Below are 19,060 nucleotides of genomic sequence, written 5' to 3'. Positions count from 1 at the left end.
AAGCCCAACTATTTTGAGAAAATAAACTTAGCGGTTATAACGTTTCTAGTTTAGCGTAAGCGGTCACTAGCCATTTGATACCTTCGCCATTAAAAGCAACCTGAACGCGACTTTGTGGACCACTGCCTTCAAAGTTAATGATGGTTCCTTCACCAAACTTAGGGTGCATAACGCGAGAACCAAGACTAAACCCTGTCTCGTTAAAATTCTCTTTGACCACAGTCTGACTAAAGCGACCGGAGCTTGTAGGGCGGCTAACTTGCGCTTTCATACGCACTTCATCAAGGCAAGTTTCTGGAAGTTCGCGAATAAAACGTGATGGTTTGTGGTACTTATCCTGGCCATACAAACGACGCATCTCTGCATAAGTAATGTAGAGTTTCTCCATTGCTCGGGTCATCCCGACGTAGCAGAGTCGTCGTTCTTCTTCTAAGCGACCCGCTTCCTCTACCGACATCTGGCTTGGGAACATGCCCTCTTCCACACCAACCATAAACACCAATGGAAACTCCAGACCTTTTGCACTGTGCAGTGTCATTAGCTGAACTGCATCGTCAAACTCGTCTGCCTGCCCTTCGCCAGCTTCGAGCGCAGCATGGGTCAAGAAAGCAGTCAGCAGCGTCATATCTTCCGCTTCTTCTGGCTTTTCAAACTGACGAGTCGCAGTAACAAGCTCTTCCAAGTTCTCAATACGAGCCTTAGATTTCTCGCCTTTTTCCTGCTCGTACATTGCGAACAGGCCTGAGTACTTAATCACATGGTCGGTTTGCTCATGGAGTGACATCTCACAAGTATCATCTTCAAGGGCAAGGATTAATTCAACGAAACGACTGAGTGCACCTGCTGCTCGACCTGCCAGTACTTTCTCGTCTAGCAGAGCAACACTGGCTTCCCACATAGTGCAACCACGGTCACGGGCAGCAAAACGGATGGTCTCTAGCGTCTTATCACCCAGACCACGTGTTGGTGTATTGACCACACGCTCAAATGCAGAGTCATCATTGCGGTTTGTCATCAGACGCAAATAACTCAGAGCATCTTTGATCTCCTGGCGTTCGAAGAATCGCATCCCACCGTAAATACGATACGGTAAGCCAGCCTGAATCAAAGCTTCTTCAAGCACACGTGACTGGGCATTGTTGCGGTACAACATCGCTGCATCATTCAATGCACCGCCCTTCTCTTGCCACTCTTTAATCTTGTTAACCGCAAAACGGGCTTCATCCAGCTCGTTATATGCAGAGTAAACTGAGATAGGCTCACCTTCGACACCTTCAGTCCACAGCTCTTTACCCATACGCTCGGTATTGTTAGCGATTAGCGCATTCGAGGCTTCAAGGATGGTCTTAGTTGAGCGGTAGTTCTGCTCCAGACGAATAGTATTAACGCTTGGGAATTCACGAGTAAACTTCTCAATATTTTCGATTTTAGCGCCACGCCAGCCATAGATAGACTGGTCATCATCACCAACAATCATGACGTGAGAGTCTGGTCCTGCCATCATACGTAACCAAGCGTACTGGATGTTGTTGGTATCCTGAAATTCGTCGACCAGAATGTGCTTAAAGCGAGCTTGGTAATGCTCGCGAATGTGCTTTTTATCCCTTAACAGCTCGTGAGCACGAAGAAGGATTTCAGCAAAATCGACTAAACCTGCACGATCACAAGCCTCTTGATAAGCGGTATAGAGCTGCAGATAGGTCTTAGTGACAGGATCGTGGTAGGCATCAATATGATTAGGACGTAAGCCTTCATCTTTTTTACCATTAATCCACCAGCCAACCTGACGTGCCGGCCACTGCTTTTCATCCAGATTCTGTGCCTTGATTAAACGACGTAGCAGGCGCTGTTGATCATCGCTATCAATAATTTGAAAATCTTCAGGTAACTGAGCATCCAAGTAGTGGGCACGGAGAATACGGTGACAGATGCCATGGAAAGTACCGTTCCACATTCCCGATGCGCTGCCCATCATTAGCTCTTCGATACGTCCGCGCATTTCCGCTGCAGCCTTATTAGTAAAGGTCACAGACATAATTGAAAACGGTGAAGCTTGCTCAACAGACATCAACCAGGCGATACGGTGAACTAACACCCGTGTTTTACCACTGCCTGCGCCAGCTAAGACAAGTAAGTTTTCTAGTGGAGCGGCAACAGCTTCACGCTGTTTGTCGTTCAGACCGTCGAGAAGTAATGAAGGATCCATGGTGGGCTCAGCTACTGGTTATCTATACATGAAAAACCATTATACCCGAGTGACTTCAAGATGCTAGCGACAGAAAGTCAGCTTGATGATGGATTTTTATACTCAATAACTTCAATCATGCCAATTTAGCAATAGAAAATGCTTAAAAAAAGCTCATAAAAATCAGCAAATTAAATAACCGCAATCAATTAATTAACAATTTTTTATCACTTTATTGAAAGTTTTTGACTCAAGTTTCTATCCTTTTAACTAAGCAAGTTGATGAATTACTTCGTGATTAGCTTGCCAATACAAGTAAAGGAACTAAGTCTGAGGAAAATACTATGAAAAAGTCTAATCTTGCTGTTACTGCCGCTGTTACTGGTCTAATTGCTCTTGGTGGCACTATGCTAACAGCCGCTCCAGCTGTCGCTGCAGAGAAAGAAAAATGCTACGGCGTCGCTAAAGCAGGTAAAAACGACTGTGCCACCAAAACAAGCTCATGCGCGGGCACAGCAAAAGAAGATAACCAATCAGACGCATTCGTAGTGGTACCAAAAGGACTATGCGGCAAGCTAGCAGGTGGTAGCACACAGTCTTCTTAATGATGTAACTGTCTAGGTGGCCAAGGCTCAACCGGCCACCTTACTTCTCTTCTGCTATCAAGGAACGTGTCGTGAACCTAAACCATTTTCACAATAAAGTTGGCGTTGGATTGCGCTCTCCACATCTCGATTACTTCAGCGAAGAAACACCACCACTTTCCTGGTTAGAAGTACACAGTGAAAACTACTTTCAGCCTTATTCAGCAGCCAGACAAACATTGCTTAAGCTGGCCAATGATTACCAGATCAGCTGTCATGGTATCGGTCTTTCACTCGGCAGTGTCGAACGGGTAAATCGTCAACACTTGCAGCAACTGAAACAACTCATCAATCAAGTGAATCCATTTCTGGTTTCGGATCACCTGAGTTGGAGTGAGAATGGTGGCCACTATTTTAATGACCTCTTGCCACTGCCATACACCGAAGAAGCGCTGACTATTTTTTGCCGCAACGTGCTGGAAGTCCAGGATGCTTTACAGCGCCCAATTCTGATCGAGAATCCATCAAGTTACGTGAAGTTCAATCACTCCACCATCAGTGAATGGGAGTTTTTGAGCGAGGTCCAGCAAAGAACCCAGTGTCGCCTGTTGCTCGATCTGAACAACATTCATGTGTCTGCTTTTAACCACGGTTTCGATAGCCTCCATTATTTACAATCGATTCCAGCTCACGCTGTTGATGAGATTCATCTGGCTGGTTTCACCGTCAAGCAGCTCGACAAAGGTGAAATCTGGATTGATACCCATAGCCGGCCAGTTAGTGACGAAGTCTGGCAACTGTATCAGTTTTGGCTTGAGCAATATGGTGAACGCCACACCTTAATTGAGTGGGATCTCGACATTCCTGAACCTCAGGTACTGCTGGGAGAAGCCGCTAAAGCGAGTCACTACCTTGAAAACTGGCAAAGCAGCGAGAGGAAGGTGTCATGACGCAAAGCTACAGTGAACTTTCTCTCGCCCAATTACAAAGCACTTTCGCTCAGGCCCTTCATTATCAAGCCAGTGGTGATGATTGCAATATAGCCAGCGATACCTTTACCGCCGATGAACGTATGCAGATTTATCGCAACAACTTCATTATCAGCCTGAGCGAAGTTCTCGAAGCGACTTATCCAATGCTCAACGCCCTGTTAGGGGAAGAGTGCTTTAAGCAAGTTGCCAGACAGCATGTGCTCGATTCCCCCCTTGAACACGGTGATGTCAGCCATTATGGCGAACACTTTGACCAAACCTTGGAACGCTTTCCGTCGGTAGTGAGCGCTGCACCATACTGCCTCGAAGTGGCTCGGTATGAATGGCATATAGATTTAGCCCAGCAGCTGAGCAACCAAATTAACAGTGACCAAAACCTGCTACCTCTCGCTCAATTAGCTCAACTGTCAGAAGAACAGCATCAACTCATTCAGCTCCACCTTAAGCCCGGAGTCTTGGCATTCCACTCTCGCTACGCTCTGTTCTCTCTGCAACGCGCGATTGAACAAGATGACTTCAGCAACTTAACACTAGAGCAGGCCGAGCAAGGTGTTATCGCTAGCTTTACTGAAGGAGGCGTTTGGACTTTGGCTCTCGAATTTGAAGCCTATGAATTACTTAATTACCTTCAGTCAGGCTGTATGCTGAGTGAGATCCCTCCCTCGCTACTCGCCCAACTGAACCTGTTAACCCAGCATGATCTGATTGCTGGTTTCTCACTGGCAGCTTAAAAGGAAAATAATATGTCTAGTACGATCAGTAATTTGCTTGAGAGATATGATCAATGGGTGGGAAAACTTCAAATAGGCTTTGTGCCCTTATTACTGCTATTTTGCCGTCTATGGGTTGCGTGGGTATTCTTCAATTCAGGACTGACTAAGATCGCCTCTTGGGATAGTACTCTGTATTTATTTGAATATGAGTATCAGGTACCGCTCTTACCTTGGACGTTAGCTGCCTATATGGGAACGGCTGCCGAGCTGATTCTGCCCGTGTTTGTTGCCATTGGACTATTAACCCGACCAATGGCAGCGATTCTGTTTGTGTTCAATATCATCGCGGTCGTCTCTTACCCCGTACTATGGGAAAAAGGCTTCTACGACCATCAGTTGTGGGGGTTAATGATACTTATCGTCGTTGTTTGGGGAGCTGGACCAGTCTCCATCGACAAGATACTACGCGATAAACTGACCTAATCTTCTGAGCTTAAATCTTCTTTGACCGAGTTAACCGCATCACGCGAGGCATGACCTATCGCTTTAGTTGTGTCTCGTGTTGCATGGCCGATTGCTGTCGTCGTATCACGAGTTGCATGACCAATCGCCGTTCCCGCCTCTTTTAATTCTGCACACCCGGTTACGCTGATGGTCAACACAGCACTGAGTAACAAGGTATTGGATAATTTAAACATACTACCTCCATGTTATTGAGGCGGACATAATAACAAAAAAGAGCATCGCTGCAGCAGCGATGCTCTTCGTTATTGATACTGTTGTTATATTTGAGATCAGTTATGCAGAAATGCCCGCATGACGCAACAGAGCATCAATCTGAGGTTCACGACCTCGGAAACGCTTAAACAGCTCCATCGGCTCTTCGCTTCCTCCCATCTCTAGGATATTGTTCAGGAAACTCTGGCCAGTTTCGGTGTTGAAGATGCCTTCCTCTTCAAAGCGAGAGAACGCATCTGAAGAGAGTACTTCTGCCCATAGGTAGCTGTAGTAACCCGCACTGTAACCACCAGCAAAGATATGGCTAAAGCTGTGAGAGAAGCGGTTCCACTCCAGACTTGGTAGTACCGCAACCTTGGATTTCACTTCAGCCAGCGTTTCAAGTACACGAGGGCCAATTTCCGGGTCAAACTCAGTGTGCAGCGTGAAATCAAACAGACCAAACTCTAGCTGTCGAAGAATAAACATCGCTGACTGGAAGTTTTTCGCTGCCAACATCTTCTCTAGCATCTCTTTCGGTAAAGGTTCACCTGTTTCGAAGTGACCAGAAATGAACGCGAGTGCCTGCTCTTCCCAGCACCAGTTCTCCAGGAACTGACTTGGTAACTCAACTGCATCCCAAGGTACACCATTAATACCTGATACCGCGCCCGTCTCTACCTGAGTCAGCATATGGTGGATACCGTGACCAAACTCATGGAACAGAGTAACCACCTCATCGTGGGTAAATAGCGCAGGCTTATCACCAACAGGACGATTAAAGTTACAGGTTAAGTAGGCGACAGGAGACTGGAGTTCACCCTGCGCGTTAATACGACGTACACGACACTCATCCATCCACGCGCCACCTCGTTTGTGCTCACGTGCATACAGATCAAGATAGAAGCTACCACGTAAATTGTTGTCAGCATCAAAGATATCAAAGAAACGTACCGACTCATGCCAGGTATCCACGCCTTGACGCTCTTCCACTGACATACCGAATACTCGCTTCAGAACCTCAAACAGACCGCTTACTGCTTTCGCTTCAGGGAAGTATGGGCGAAGTTCTTCATCGGAGATCTGGAACAGGTGCTGTTTCTGTTTCTCGCTGTAGTATGCGATATCCCACAAGTTCAGTTCTTCAACTCCGAATTCGCTCTTAGCAAACTGGCGTAACTCTTCAACTTCTCGCTCACCTTGTGGCTTAGCTTTACTAGCAAGGTCATTGAGGAAGCCAAGTACTTGGGATGGATTCTCTGCCATTTTGGTAGCCAGAGACTTCTCACTGAAAGTATTGAAGCCCAGCATACGAGCAATTTCAAAGCGCAGTTTAAGCTGCTCATTGATGATTTCAGTGTTATCCCACTCACCTGCTTTAGGGCCACGATCAGAGGCACGTGTTACGTACGCCTCGTATAGCTCTTTACGAAGCTCTTGGTTGTCACAGTAAGTCATTACCGGCAGGTATGATGGAATATCTAAAGTCAGCAGATAGCCATCAAGTTCTTTAGCTTCTGCCGCTGCTTTTGCTGCCGCCAGAGCAGACTCAGGCATGCCTGCCAATTGTTTTTCGTCAGAGATATGCTTGGTCCAGCCCATAGTGGCATCGAGCACATTGTTAGAGAACTTAGAGCCCAGCTCAGACATGCGCTTGCTAATTTCACCATAACGGTGCTGTTCATCAGCTGGCAGACCAATTCCAGATAGCTCGAAGTCACGTAGTGAGTCTGTAATGGTTTTCTTTTGTGCTTGAGTCAGGGCAGCAAACGACTCGCTTGCCTTAAGCGACTTGTATGCTTCAAACAGACCTTTGTGCTGACCGACCCAGGTACCATACTCTGATAACAGTGGTAGACAGCTCTCGTACGCGTCACGTAATTCATCACTGTTCACTACTGAGTTCATGTGGCTGATAGGTGACCAAATACGACTCAGACGATCATCCACTTCTTCAATTGGCGCCACAACGTTATCCCACGTAGGTTCGGTATTACCCGCTAAAACCTGCTCGATTTTAGCGCGACAATCTGCAATCGCCTGTTCTACCGCTGGCTTAACATGTTCCGGTTTGATTTGAGAAAATGGAGGCAAATCGGTAAAGCTAAGAAGAGGGTTAGACATAAATCATTCCTTTTATTGGATAACGCAAACATACGCAGCTAGAACCACGTGTCTAGATGGTGTTGGTCTGAGTTAATTCTTATTGGTCTTAAATAGTAAATATAGGTAGGTTCAGCAATTTTCAATAGTAACGTATACTAACTACCATTATTCATCATGCTCTTTGCAGCTATTCTGAGAGAAATATTTTGTTAAGTTACCGCCATAGCTTTCACGCTGGCAACCATGCCGACGTTATTAAGCATATTGTTCAAAGTCTTATCCTCAACTCTTTGCAGCAAAAAGAGAAGCCATTTGTCTATCATGACACCCATTCAGGTGTAGGTCGCTACGATCTAACCCACGAATGGTCAGAGAAAACTGGCGAGTACAAGCAAGGCATTGCGCGCGTTTGGCAGCAAAATGATATCCCAGACGACATCCAGAGCTACTTGGAATCGATTAAAGTGCTGAACAACGGTGAAGCGCTGCGTTACTACCCGGGCTCTCCGCGCGTTGCTCGTGCTCACCTGCGCCCGCAAGACCGCATGGTTCTGACAGAACTTCATCCGGCAGACCACCCTCTGCTGGAGCAGGAGTTCCACCGTGACCGCCAGGTAAGCATCTACAAAGAAGATGGTTTCAAACGCCTTAAAGCAAGCTTGCCACCAAAAGAGCGTCGTGGTCTGGTATTAATCGATCCTCCATACGAGCTGGCTAAAGAGTACCGCGACGTGGTGCAGGCAATCTTCCAAAGCTACAAGCGTTGGGCGACTGGCATCTATGCGATTTGGTACCCGGTAGTCAACCGCTGCGACATTGAAGATATGATCGAAGGCCTGCAAGGTCTTGGTATTCGCAAAATTCTTCAAATCGAGCTTGGTGTCTCTCCTGATACCAGTGAGCGTGGTATGACAGCGTCGGGCATGATTGTCATTAACCCTCCTTGGAAACTGGAAAGTCAGATGCAGGAAATTCTTCCTTTCTTGAAGGAAGCTATTGCTCCGGCAACAGGTCACTTTAAGGTGGAATGGATCGTTCCTGAATAACAATATCAGCACTCTTTGTGCTGCAAGATAAAACAACGAAGAAAAATTAAACAGGATAGATTGAGTTCAACCGATCTATCCTCCATATCTACAATAACAAATTACTATTTGCAGGATGCTTGCGACCTGACTCGACACATTGAGCCGAGTCCAGCACCTCAGAACATGGAGAAAGTCATGGCGACTCATTTTGATTACATCTGTATCGGCGGCGGTTCAGGCGGCATTGCATCGGCAAACCGCGCAGCAATGTACGGCGCGAAAGTAGCACTGATCGAAGCTCAGGACCTGGGTGGCACGTGTGTTAACGTTGGTTGTGTACCAAAGAAAGTAATGTGGCACGGCGCTCAAATCGCGGAAGCGATGCACCTGTACGCTGAGGACTACGGTTTTGACGTGGATGTGAAAGGCTTTGACTGGAGCAAGCTAGTTGAAAGTCGTCAGGCATACATTGGTCGTATTCACCAATCTTACGACCGCGTTCTTGGCAACAACAAGGTTAACGTGATCAAAGGCTTTGCTAAGTTTGTTGATGAAAAAACCGTTGAAGTGAACGGTGAACACTACACTGCAGACCATATCCTGATTGCAGTTGGTGGTCGTCCGACTATCCCTAATATTCCAGGTGCAGAATACGGCATCGACTCTAACGGTTTCTTCGAGCTTAATGAACAGCCAAAACGTGTTGCGGTTATCGGTGCAGGCTACATCGCGGTTGAGATCGCTGGTGTACTAAACGCATTGGGCACAGAAACACACCTGTTCTGCCGTAAAGAATCTCCTCTACGTAGCTTCGACCCAATGATCATTGAGACTCTGGTTGAAGTAATGGAAGCGGAAGGTCCAACACTGCATACTCACTCGGTACCAAAAGAAGTGGTTAAAGAAGCAGACGGGAGCCTGACTCTACATCTGGAAAACGGCAACACGCAGAACGTTGACCAGCTTATCTGGGCGATCGGTCGCCACCCGGCAACTGACGCGATCAATCTGGCTGCTACTGGTGTTGAAACTAACGACCGTGGTTACATCAAAGTAGACGAATTCCAGGCAACTAACGTTGCTGGCATCTACTGTGTAGGTGACATCATGGAAGGTGGTATCGAACTGACTCCTGTCGCAGTAAAAGCGGGTCGTCAGCTATCTGAGCGTCTGTTTAACAACAAACCAAACGCTAAGATGGACTACGACCTGGTTCCTACAGTGGTATTCAGCCACCCACCAATCGGTACTATTGGCCTGACAACTCAGGAAGCTGAAGAGAAATACGGTAAAGACAACATCAAGGTTTACACGTCTGGCTTCACAGCGATGTACACTGCGGTTACTAAGCACCGTCAGCCATGTAAGATGAAACTGGTATGTGCGGGCGAAGAAGAGACGGTTGTTGGTCTGCACGGCATCGGCTTTACAGTAGATGAAATGATTCAGGGCTTTGGCGTTGCCATGAAGATGGGCGCAACTAAAGCTGACTTCGACTCTGTTGTAGCGATTCACCCAACAGGTTCAGAAGAGTTTGTTACTATGCGCTAATGCGCCAGTAGGAAACAAAAAAAGGATGCTTCGGCATCCTTTTTTATTATCTTTAATTTTTGGGCTAGAAGCCCACTAATGTCACTTTCCCCTCTGCCATCTCACCAAACTTGCAGGAAAAGTCGACGCGCTTATCGGCCTCTTTGCCATAAAGCGTTTTTAGCTTATCAAACTCCTCAGCTATGAAGCTGACGTTCTTCAGGCGCAGGCTCTTTCGGGTCTGGCTATCAAGAAAAGCCAACGCAGAAAGTGACAGGACCTTGTGGCAGGCATCAAGCATTGCCTTACCCACTAACTGGCTCTGTTGAGCCTGAGCAATATCGTCACTTGATACCGTCCTTGCCGTATGCGACAAAACACAAATTGCCTGTAAATCCAACATGGCGACCGCTCGCGGACGCTGCGTAGCGCTATCCTCATATACCGCCAGCAAACAGGGAATCTTACTGTCATCAAAAGATTGAGGTGCCAGGTTAGTTAGCGTTAACTTATCGCCCAGTTCTCGCTGTAGAAGCTTTTCTAATTGAGTCAACTTGGGCAGTGCCAGCTCTTTCTGGACTTCGCCGATGGAATCTAGCGTCTTCTGACTCTCTTGCGCGCCTTGTACTAAGGGCAGTAGTAGTCGATGCAACTCGGCGTCTTCAAATGGCTTACTGAGTACAAAACTAGCCCCTGCCTGTTTAGCCTGTTTGATTTGCAGTTGATCATCCACAGTGGTGATCATGCCGATTTTTATCTCATCACCCAGCTTCATCAACTCCTTAATCAGTGTGAGCCCTGTCATTTCAGGCATATACCAATCGGTTAGGACAATTTCTGGGTGCCACTCCTGAGCAATAGTAATGGCTTCTCGGGCATCACAGGTTTTCTTGATCGATAGGCGACAGTAACCAAAGCTTTCTAAGCCTCGCCTGACAATCTCTAATGTCGCTTTGCTGTCATCTACTATCAATATTTTCACGTTTCGGCAGACCACCTTATTCAGAACTGTCTAAATTATAGGCATATTTTTTTAACCCAACTAAACTTACAGACGATAAACCTCGCAGCTTACGAAATTAATTCATGGATTTAGCACTATTGATGACCCCGGAAAACCTCATGGCTCTCGCAATTGACGCAGGGCTTTTAGTGCTATTGGGGTGGTTTGTCATTCTGTTACTCATCCTGCGCGAGTTCCGCCATTTTGCCACTCAGGTCGCGGGATCGAATAACCTTGATAAAGAGACCTATGAACTGTGTCAGACCTCTGTCGATAAGGCTTTAAACTACACGGCTGAGAATAGCGATACCCTGAATGACCTAATTCTTATCCAACAGGCTTTAGAGGCTCAGGTTACCCAAATCAAGATGGCCAAAAATGAACTCAGCGAACAAGAGCAGGCATCGATCGACGAACTCAATCAGAAGCTCAATAAGTCACATCGATTAATCAAAAAGCTCAAAGGTGATCTGGATAAAAGCGTGAAAGGGCTTCGCCAGGCGAGAAACAAACTTCTCAAGCAGACCGATACGGTAGATGAACTCCAGCAAGAGAAGCAGCAACTAGAGAAACAATTTGAGCAGTTGGAGCAAGAGTATATTCAAATCACTGAAGCTGGAGGAACGGACAACTTAACCAAAGAGCTGCAGAAAGAGAAACAGCAAATGTTGGCGACTATCGAGCAATACAAGCAGAAGCTAGCATCGCAAGGTAATGTCGACGAACTGTCCGCCAAACTTGAGGCGTCGCAACAACAGTTACACCACGTAACGAAAGAAAAGGACTTTGTCGAAAAGAAATATCTCGAACTGGTCGAGGAGTCGCAAACAAAAAATCAGTAGCCTTAGCTACTGATTTTGCAGTTACTTCACACACACGACATTGAGCAAGGACGTGCCTTTGAGCTGATTCACTTTGCCGCTACTAAATAGACCGGTTTTTTCAGCTCCCCAGTAAGGGAGATGTATCGGCCACTTATCTTTGACCATCACGCCAGAGTCGAGCAGCGCCTTCCATTCAGGTGCTGTTGCCATCCGCATCTTCATACGATAACAAGTCTTGTATGCACCTTCGTAATCTAAACGGTTCCACGGTAGCTCGTGTTCCATATAGAACTGGTCATCCCTAAACATCGAATATGGAACAACATATTCGACACCTGAAATCGTCGTAGAACGACGAATAGCCATCGACTTATCCTCGACCGCTTTACTGCTTGCTTTAAGCTGAGGGGCGACCTGTGGTTTCGGCTTAACTGGTGCTGGGATAACTGTGGTTGCCTGAGTCTTACCTTTACTCACTTCACGCACAACCGGCATAGGTTTTGGCTGAGGCTTGGCTTTAGGAGCCGCTTGTTTTACTGGTGCCCCTTTAACGATCTCGCGAATAAATGACTGCTTGAAATCGGGTTGTTTCTTAACTTTGGCAAGATCTTGCTTAGCGGAAGCAAAATCCATGTACGGACCAATCAAACAGCGGTAGCCTTTTGCCTCCGGCTTGTTCCACACATCTGTGGTGATATGCGGATAAACCTTCTTCGCCATAGTGACTGAGAATGGTTTGCTAAATACACCACACTGAATCCAGAACATAGACTCCTGACCCGCTGGCTGTGACTTACCCCATAACCCCTTACCGATTGGGCAGGCTTGGTCCAGTAACGGCAATTCGGTTGCAGACGCCTGAGTCGCATCACAAAGGAATTCTTCTGCCAATGCTGGTGATGACAAAGTCGGCAATGCCAATATTGCAAGAAAAGACCAACACTTGAAAATTGATTGCTTCGGCTTTGAGGCCATATCTATACCCATACTATCCAAACTGTATCTAAGTGTACCCACTTAGGATGATAACTATCGTGACTCTGTAGATGTTTCACTGCCTAGAAAATGAGAATGCAAAAAAAGAGCCGTAATAGATTACGGCCCTTAGTTTAGTGAGTTTTTTATAGCCAAATCTTAGGCTTGGATCACCCTTTGTAGATTTTTGGGTTAAATACATCACGTAACCAGTCACCAAGTAGATTGATAACCAGTACCAATGTAACCAGTACGATACCTGGGAAGGCAGTGATCCACCATGCACCAGAGAAAATGTAGTTAAATCCAATACTAATCAAGGCACCCAGTGAAGGTTGGTCTACCGGCAGACCCAAACCTAGGAATGAAAGTGCCGCTTCTGACATGATGGCATTTGCCACCTGTACAGTAGAGATAACCAAAATCGGCGACAGACAGTTCGGTAGGATGTGACGGAACATGATACGTGGCGCTTTAAAGCCCATAACACGTGCCGCTTCTACGTACTCTTTCTTCTTCTCTGCCAATACCGATGCACGAATGGTACGAGCGTATTGTGGCCACTCAGCAACACCAATGATGACAACCAGCATCACCACGGCATATTGACTGTAGAAGTCACTACCAAAACTCGCCTTAAAGATAGCTGAAACGATGATGGCAACCATCATGGTAGAGAAAGATAGCTGTACATCAGCAAAACGCATCAGGAAGCTATCGATACGACCACCGAAGTAGCCAGCAGACAGACCAATCACGATACCTAAGACCAGTTGTAGACCAACGGCTAAGAAACCGATCGTTAGTGATAGACGCGAGCCGTAAAGAATCGTCGAAAGAATGTCACGGCCTTGCTCATCAGTACCAAGAAGGAAACGTTCATCACCATCTTCCATCCATGAAGGTGGTAACTCAGAATCCATGATGTCTATCGAAGCAAGATCGTATGGGTCTGTCGGAGAAAGTACCGGTGCTGCCAGTGCCATCACTAAGAACAGCATAAACACGGTGAAACTCGCCATAGCGACCTTATCGCGTTTAAAGTAGTACAAGAAATCCGACTGTTTGAAACGCTCCCATTGTGAAGGAGCAGCGGTTGTTTGACTCATGATTATGCTCCTTTACCTGTTAGGTTAACCGTTGGGTTGATGATGCCGTATAGCAAATCAACGATGGTGTTGGTTACGACGAAAATAAGACCAACAAAGATAACGTACGCAGTAATAAGCGGAGTATCTACACGGTTAATCGCTTCAAGGAAAAGGAAACCTGTACCAGGCCATTGGAAAACAGTTTCAGTCAGGATGGTGTATGCCACCATGGTACCAATCTGAACACCACCAACGGTAAGCACTGGTAACATAGTGTTCTTTAAAGCGTGCTGGTAATAAATTTTGTTTAGTGCCAGACCTTTCGCTTTACCGAACTTGATGTATTCAGAGCTAAGCACTTCAAGCATTTCAGAACGAACCAGACGAATGAACAGTGGCAACATGATTGAGGCCAGAGCAATACACGGCAGAATCAAGTGTGCTAAACCATCAAGAGTAAAGTAACCAGACTCCCAGCCGAGGACGTTAGCTGTCTCCCCTCGCCCATAAGATGGTAACCAACCAAGCTCAATCGAGAAAACATACATCAGCATGATTGCAGTCAGGAAGACCGGAATAGAGATACCGATACTGCTTCCCGCCATCACCAGCTTAGTGAAGAAGCTCTTAGGGTGGATCGCGGAGTAAACACCGAGTGGGATCGAGCAGAATACGATAATCAGTGTTGCGCCGAAGACGAGCTCAAGGGTCGCCACTAATTTATCAAGAATAACTTCAACCGCAGGGCGCTTGAAGAAGTAAGATGTACCTAAATCGCCTTGTAGCGCTGCGCCAACAAAACGAGAGTATTTTGTAATGAAGGGATCATTGAGGCCTAACTCGTCACGCAAAGCCTGACGCTCTGCTTCAGAAACCGATTGACCAACAAGCTCACGCAACGGGTCGCCCAGATTATCCTGAATGGCAAACGCCACTAAACTGATCACAAACATCACTATCAGTGCCTGAAACAGGCGCTTGACCAGAAACGAAAACATTCCTTGCCCCTTAACTTTCCATAGATTTCAGCCTGCAAAGCAGAATCTTTCTGCCCGCAAATTCAGTCTTAAAAATGGCACTTAACCCGACTGAAACAAAGTTAAGCACCAAAAATCAGACCAAGTACCCGCAATTACGAGTACTTGGCGAGGTTCACCAGAGTTATTTAACGACCAGGTCACCGAAGTATGGGAAGTTCATACCGTTAACAATTGGACCGATTTCCACATTGCTCTTAGCTGCCCATGATGGATCTTGCCAGTGTAGAGGTACAAATGCTGCTTCATCGTAAAGCGTCGCTTCAACTTGCTTCAGCATCGCGCTACGTTTAGTCAGATCCGTTTCAATGTTTGCATCGTTAACCAGCTTATCAACTTCTGCGTTACCGTAGTGACCACAGTTGTACTGACCTTTACCTGTGTCAGCGTTACGAGTCATAGCTAGGAACTCAGTGAAGTTCGCTGAATCTTCTGTATCTGGGTGCCAACCGATCATTAGCATGTCTGCCGCACACTTATCGAATTCAGGCCAGTACTGAGCTTTTGGCATCGTCTTCAGATCAACCTTGATGCCGATCTTAGATAGCATTGCCGCTGACGCTTGAGCGATCTTGTCATCGTTCACGTAACGGTTGTTTGGTGCCATCATAGTTAGAGTGAAGCCGCTCTCGTAACCCGCTTCCTTCATAAGCTGCTTAGCTTTCTTCAGGTCGTAACGTGGTTTTAGCTCATCGTTGTAACCAGCGTAACCCACTGGGCTCTGCTGAGCTGCAGGAGTCGCAGCACCCTTCATGATTTTCTTAACGATACCTTCGTTGTTGATTGCGTGAACAATCGCCTGACGAACGCGTACGTCTTTAAGAGCTGGGTTGCTGTTTTGGTTCATCTGGAACGTGATTACACGAGTACCAGGCATAGTGTATAGGTCAACACTGTTTGCATTCTTGATACGCTTGTAGTCATTTGGAGCTACTGGCGCAATCATATCTACGTCACCAGAAAGAAGTGCTGCTACACGAGTCGCGTCTTCTTTGATTGGTACTAGAGTTAGTTTGTCTACGTTACCGCCAGAATCTTTGTCCCAGTAGTCAGCGAAACGTTCAAATTCAACTTTTACGCCTTGCTCACGAGAAGTGATCGTGAATGGACCTGTACCAGAAACGTTTGTTGAAGCGTAAGAGTTACCGTGCTTCACTAGCTCAGCTTTGTCTTTACCATCTTCAGTCTTACCTGAGTAGAACTTGCTATCCATTGGGAAGATGTAAGTTGCTACGTTTTCGATTAGTGGGTAAGTACCGTCTGTTTTGATTTCTACTGTGTAGTCATCCACTTTGTTTAGAGCAACAAGTGGAGCAAAGATACCTTTGAAATCAGCAGAGCTCTTAAGACGTTGGAATGTCCAAACAACGTCGTCAGCTGTTAGTTCGTTACCAGAGTGGAACTTAACGCCTTTACGTAGGTTGAAACGCATAGTTTCGTTGTCTACACGCTCCCAAGACTCAGCCAAGCGAGGTTCAAATTCCATGTCTTGTGTAAAGCGCACTAGTGGGTCAAACACCATGTGAGACATTTGCAGTGTGCCACCAGATAGCTGCTCATGCGGGTCAAGAGAAACTGGGTCTGCGTCATACGCGACAGTGATATCTGCTGCAGCTGCACTAAAGCTTAAGCCTGCTGCCATTAAAGCTACTGCTAGTTTGCTTTTCATGGTTTTCATTGCATAACTCCTTATGCGGGATTCATCCCTAGTTGTTGTATTTGCTTCTGTTTATTACCCAGCACGAAACGGCGCTGGGAAAGGTCTTCGGCTTACGCCGTTTTTACTTCTTCTCGTAAGCCTGTGAATTCAGGCATCAAAGAAATCAGTTGCTTACTGTACTCATGCTGAGGCGTTCTAAATAGCTGCTCTGTAGGCGCAACTTCCAACAGTGTCCCCATTTGCATCACACCCACTCGATCACACATCTGGCGAATAACTGGTAAGTCGTGACTGATAAACAGCATGGTTAGATTTAACTCATCTTGTAAATCTTTGAGTAGGTTAAGAATCTGAGCCTGTACCGATACATCCAATGCAGAAGTCGGTTCATCACAGATCAATAGACGTGGACGTGTTGCCAGAGCGCGCGCAATCGAAATACGCTGGCGCTGACCACCAGAAAACTCATGCGGATATTTCACACCAGCCATTTTGCCCAGACCAACGTGATCAAGTAGATCGTCAACGATCTGTCTGGTTTCAGCTTCACTATTGGTTAGTTTATGGAAACGAATTGGCTCCGCGATGATATCGAAAATCTTCATACGCGGATTCATTGAGGTATATGGGTTTTGGAACACCATCTGCATTTGGCGACGTAGTGGACGACGCTCTTTTTCAGATTTCAGTGAGGTTAAGTCGATACCTTCAAATGTTACCTTGCCTGAATTAGGCGTATACAGACCAGCGATAACACGGGCAATCGTCGATTTACCGGAACCTGACTCACCCACCAAACCAAATGTTTCACCCTCGAAGACTTCGAAGCTAACATTGTTCGATGCCTGAACATATTCACGACGACTTTCAAATAGTGAGTCTTTAGTAACGAAGCGTAGGTTTACATTTTCTACACTTAGCAGAGACCCCGTGTATTCACGGTGATCCTGACTTTGACCCAACCAGTGATTTTTCACGTCGAGCGGCTCCATCTCATGAGCTTCTTCGATATAGCTCACCAGTGGGAAGCGATCTAACTTCATATCTGAGCGAGGAACCGCAGAGATAAGGCTACGTGTGTACGAGTGGTCCGGGTCACCAAGAACTTTCGCCGTTGGCCCAAACTCAACCAGATCACCACGGTACATAACAGCAACGCGATCAGTCACATTCGATACCACACCCATATCGTGTGTTACCAACATACAACCAACATTGTTCTTAATACATAGCTCGCGAATAAGCGATAGGATCTGATCCTGAATAGAAACGTCTAATGCGGTTGTTGGTTCGTCAGCAATGATTAAGTCTGGCTCACCTGCCAGTGCAATCGCAATAACAACACGCTGACGCATACCGCCAGAAAACTGGTGCGGATACTGTTTTAAGCGGTTTTCCGGTTGTGGGATACCCACCTGCTGCATTAAAGAAAGCGCGCGCTGATAGGCTTCTTCATCAGTCACCTTCATGTTGGCATGAATGGTTTCTTTAAGTTGCTGCTCAACAGTAAATAGCGGGTTCAGTGAGGTCATTGGGTCTTGGAAAATAAAACCAATTTTTGAACCACGAACACTGCGCATCTGCTCTGGGGAAAGGCCCGAGATCAGTTCACCATCGAGATAAACATCACCGCTGGCAATACGTCCAGGAGGACTTAGCAAATCAATGACCGCATTACCTACCGTCGACTTACCAGCACCTGATTCGCCAACAACGCCGACGATTTCACCACGCTCTATATTAAAAGAGAGGGATTTAACTGCGGCATGAACACCATGACGCGATGGGTACTCTATTCGAAGATTTTTAACTTCTAAAAGTGACATTACCAGACCTCTACTGCTTTGGCAGCTTTCTGCCCTGTCTGAAAAGTGAATCCATTCGTACCAGCCCTATACCTAAGTTGCTAACTCATATTTAGGTATAGCGTTCTGGTAATTTATAAGCTCATCAATTTGGCAAAAAATTCACAGAAAAGCAACAAATATAGGATAAAAAGTCGAGATCGTACAAGAAACAAGCAGTTTAGGGAAATAAATATGCAATTACACTGGATCATTGCTCAATGAAAAACAACAGGAAATTTCGTACAAAGTCTTATTTTTAGGCACCTACAGTTATTTAATACTGCTTTTAGTTATAAGGAAGCCACAACAACAATAGAATAAAAATTCACGCATTCAAGCCACTAGTGCGTTAACAAAATAAAAACATAAGACTGCATTAATAGCAAAAATCCAGTTAATTAGTGCGCAAATCAAATTAATACCAAAATTATATAGATAAAAACCAGCACGAAACCAACTTAAATCACTACCAATATTTATCGAGAAGTTACCCACAGAAACAGAGATTAATACAAATGGTTGATCGGGTTTGAGTCAGGATTAGTTTGTTAGTTAAGGGAGTTACAGAAAGGAAGATTAGAATAATAGGCTGCGAGCAAGGGTCGCCTTAAGCTTGCTTGTAGGGTTCAGTGCAAAGTTCAAACTCTAGAAAGTGAAAAAGCCCTAGTCTTTCGACTAGGGCTTCTCAATAATGGTCGGTGAAGAGGGATTCGAACCCCCGACCCTCTGGTCCCAAACCAGATGCGCTACCAAGCTGCGCTATTCACC

At 46.1% G+C, this 19,060-nt stretch carries 16 protein-coding genes; 7 read left to right on the top strand and 9 right to left on the bottom strand.

The features are described 5' to 3' along the window. Window positions 1-34: 34 nt before the first annotated feature. A complete protein-coding gene (gene uvrD / locus RH46_RS15400) occupies window positions 35-2,206 on the bottom strand; it encodes a DNA helicase II (RefSeq protein WP_006880433.1) in 2,172 nt (723 codons plus the stop codon). A gap of 323 nt (window positions 2,207-2,529) precedes the next feature. Between uvrD and RH46_RS15395 the strand changes: the two genes are divergently transcribed. From RH46_RS15395 to RH46_RS15380, 4 genes are all read left to right on the top strand, one after another. Further along, window positions 2,530-2,790: a BufA1 family periplasmic bufferin-type metallophore gene (locus RH46_RS15395; protein ID WP_006880432.1), complete on the top strand. Its 261-nt coding sequence runs from the start codon at window positions 2,530-2,532 to the stop codon at window positions 2,788-2,790. 71 nt (window positions 2,791-2,861) lie between these two features. Then, window positions 2,862-3,719 carry an MNIO family bufferin maturase gene (gene bufB / locus RH46_RS15390; RefSeq protein WP_006880431.1) on the top strand — a complete coding sequence of 286 codons (858 nt, stop codon included), beginning with the start codon at window positions 2,862-2,864 and terminating at the stop codon, window positions 3,717-3,719. Beyond that, a complete protein-coding gene (locus RH46_RS15385) occupies window positions 3,716-4,492 on the top strand; it encodes an HvfC/BufC N-terminal domain-containing protein (protein ID WP_006880430.1) in 777 nt (258 codons plus the stop codon). Before bufB ends, RH46_RS15385 begins: the two co-directional genes overlap by 4 nt. 12 nt (window positions 4,493-4,504) lie before the next feature. Continuing rightward, the gene (locus RH46_RS15380; protein ID WP_006880429.1) at window positions 4,505-4,957 is read left to right on the top strand and encodes a DoxX family protein; all 453 of its coding nucleotides are present in this window, start codon (window positions 4,505-4,507) and stop codon (window positions 4,955-4,957) included. On the opposite strand, the gene RH46_RS15375 is transcribed toward RH46_RS15380, so the two are convergent. Continuing rightward, on the bottom strand, window positions 4,954-5,172 hold the full coding sequence (locus RH46_RS15375; protein WP_006880428.1) for a hypothetical protein: 219 nt from the start codon (window positions 5,170-5,172) through the stop codon (window positions 4,954-4,956). The two genes, RH46_RS15380 and RH46_RS15375, sit on opposite strands and share 4 nt — an antisense overlap. A 100-nt stretch (window positions 5,173-5,272) precedes the next feature. Next, window positions 5,273-7,315, bottom strand: coding sequence for an oligopeptidase A (prlC, locus tag RH46_RS15370; protein WP_006880427.1), 2,043 nt, complete (start codon window positions 7,313-7,315; stop codon window positions 5,273-5,275). Window positions 7,316-7,503: 188 nt separating this feature from the next. Between prlC and RH46_RS15365 the strand changes: the two genes are divergently transcribed. Next, the gene (locus tag RH46_RS15365; RefSeq protein ID WP_006880426.1) at window positions 7,504-8,343 is read left to right on the top strand and encodes a 23S rRNA (adenine(2030)-N(6))-methyltransferase RlmJ; all 840 of its coding nucleotides are present in this window, start codon (window positions 7,504-7,506) and stop codon (window positions 8,341-8,343) included. Between the two features lie 177 nt (window positions 8,344-8,520). Continuing rightward, entirely contained in the window at window positions 8,521-9,876 is a 1,356-nt protein-coding gene (gene gorA / locus RH46_RS15360; protein ID WP_006880425.1) for a glutathione-disulfide reductase, read from the top strand. Window positions 9,877-9,940: 64 nt separating this feature from the next. On the opposite strand, the gene RH46_RS15355 is transcribed toward gorA, so the two are convergent. Beyond that, a complete protein-coding gene (locus RH46_RS15355) occupies window positions 9,941-10,837 on the bottom strand; it encodes a response regulator (protein WP_006880424.1) in 897 nt (298 codons plus the stop codon). Between the two features lie 104 nt (window positions 10,838-10,941). Between RH46_RS15355 and RH46_RS15350 the strand changes: the two genes are divergently transcribed. Beyond that, window positions 10,942-11,700, top strand: a complete 759-nt coding sequence (locus RH46_RS15350; RefSeq protein ID WP_006880423.1) for a hypothetical protein — start codon at window positions 10,942-10,944, stop codon at window positions 11,698-11,700. 21 nt (window positions 11,701-11,721) lie between these two features. Here RH46_RS15350 and RH46_RS15345 read toward each other — a convergent pair whose 3' ends face one another. From RH46_RS15345 to RH46_RS15325, 5 genes are all read right to left on the bottom strand, one after another. After that, on the bottom strand, window positions 11,722-12,657 hold the full coding sequence (locus RH46_RS15345) for an SPOR domain-containing protein (protein ID WP_040895995.1): 936 nt from the start codon (window positions 12,655-12,657) through the stop codon (window positions 11,722-11,724). Window positions 12,658-12,827: 170 nt separating this feature from the next. After that, window positions 12,828-13,766, bottom strand: coding sequence for an ABC transporter permease (locus RH46_RS15340; protein ID WP_006880421.1), 939 nt, complete (start codon window positions 13,764-13,766; stop codon window positions 12,828-12,830). A gap of 2 nt (window positions 13,767-13,768) precedes the next feature. Continuing rightward, on the bottom strand, window positions 13,769-14,746 hold the full coding sequence (locus RH46_RS15335; protein WP_006880420.1) for an ABC transporter permease: 978 nt from the start codon (window positions 14,744-14,746) through the stop codon (window positions 13,769-13,771). A 163-nt stretch (window positions 14,747-14,909) separates the two neighbouring features. Beyond that, complete coding sequence (locus RH46_RS15330; RefSeq protein WP_006880419.1) at window positions 14,910-16,463, bottom strand: ABC transporter substrate-binding protein; 1,554 nt, start codon at window positions 16,461-16,463, stop codon at window positions 14,910-14,912. 92 nt (window positions 16,464-16,555) lie between these two features. Continuing rightward, the gene (locus tag RH46_RS15325) at window positions 16,556-18,271 is read right to left on the bottom strand and encodes a dipeptide ABC transporter ATP-binding protein (RefSeq protein ID WP_006880418.1); all 1,716 of its coding nucleotides are present in this window, start codon (window positions 18,269-18,271) and stop codon (window positions 16,556-16,558) included. Window positions 18,272-19,060 lie beyond the last annotated feature (789 nt).

The organism is Vibrio brasiliensis LMG 20546, assembly GCF_000189255.1.
GTDB lineage: Bacteria > Pseudomonadota > Gammaproteobacteria > Enterobacterales > Vibrionaceae > Vibrio > Vibrio brasiliensis.
This window is presented reverse-complemented; position numbering and strand designations above follow the sequence as displayed.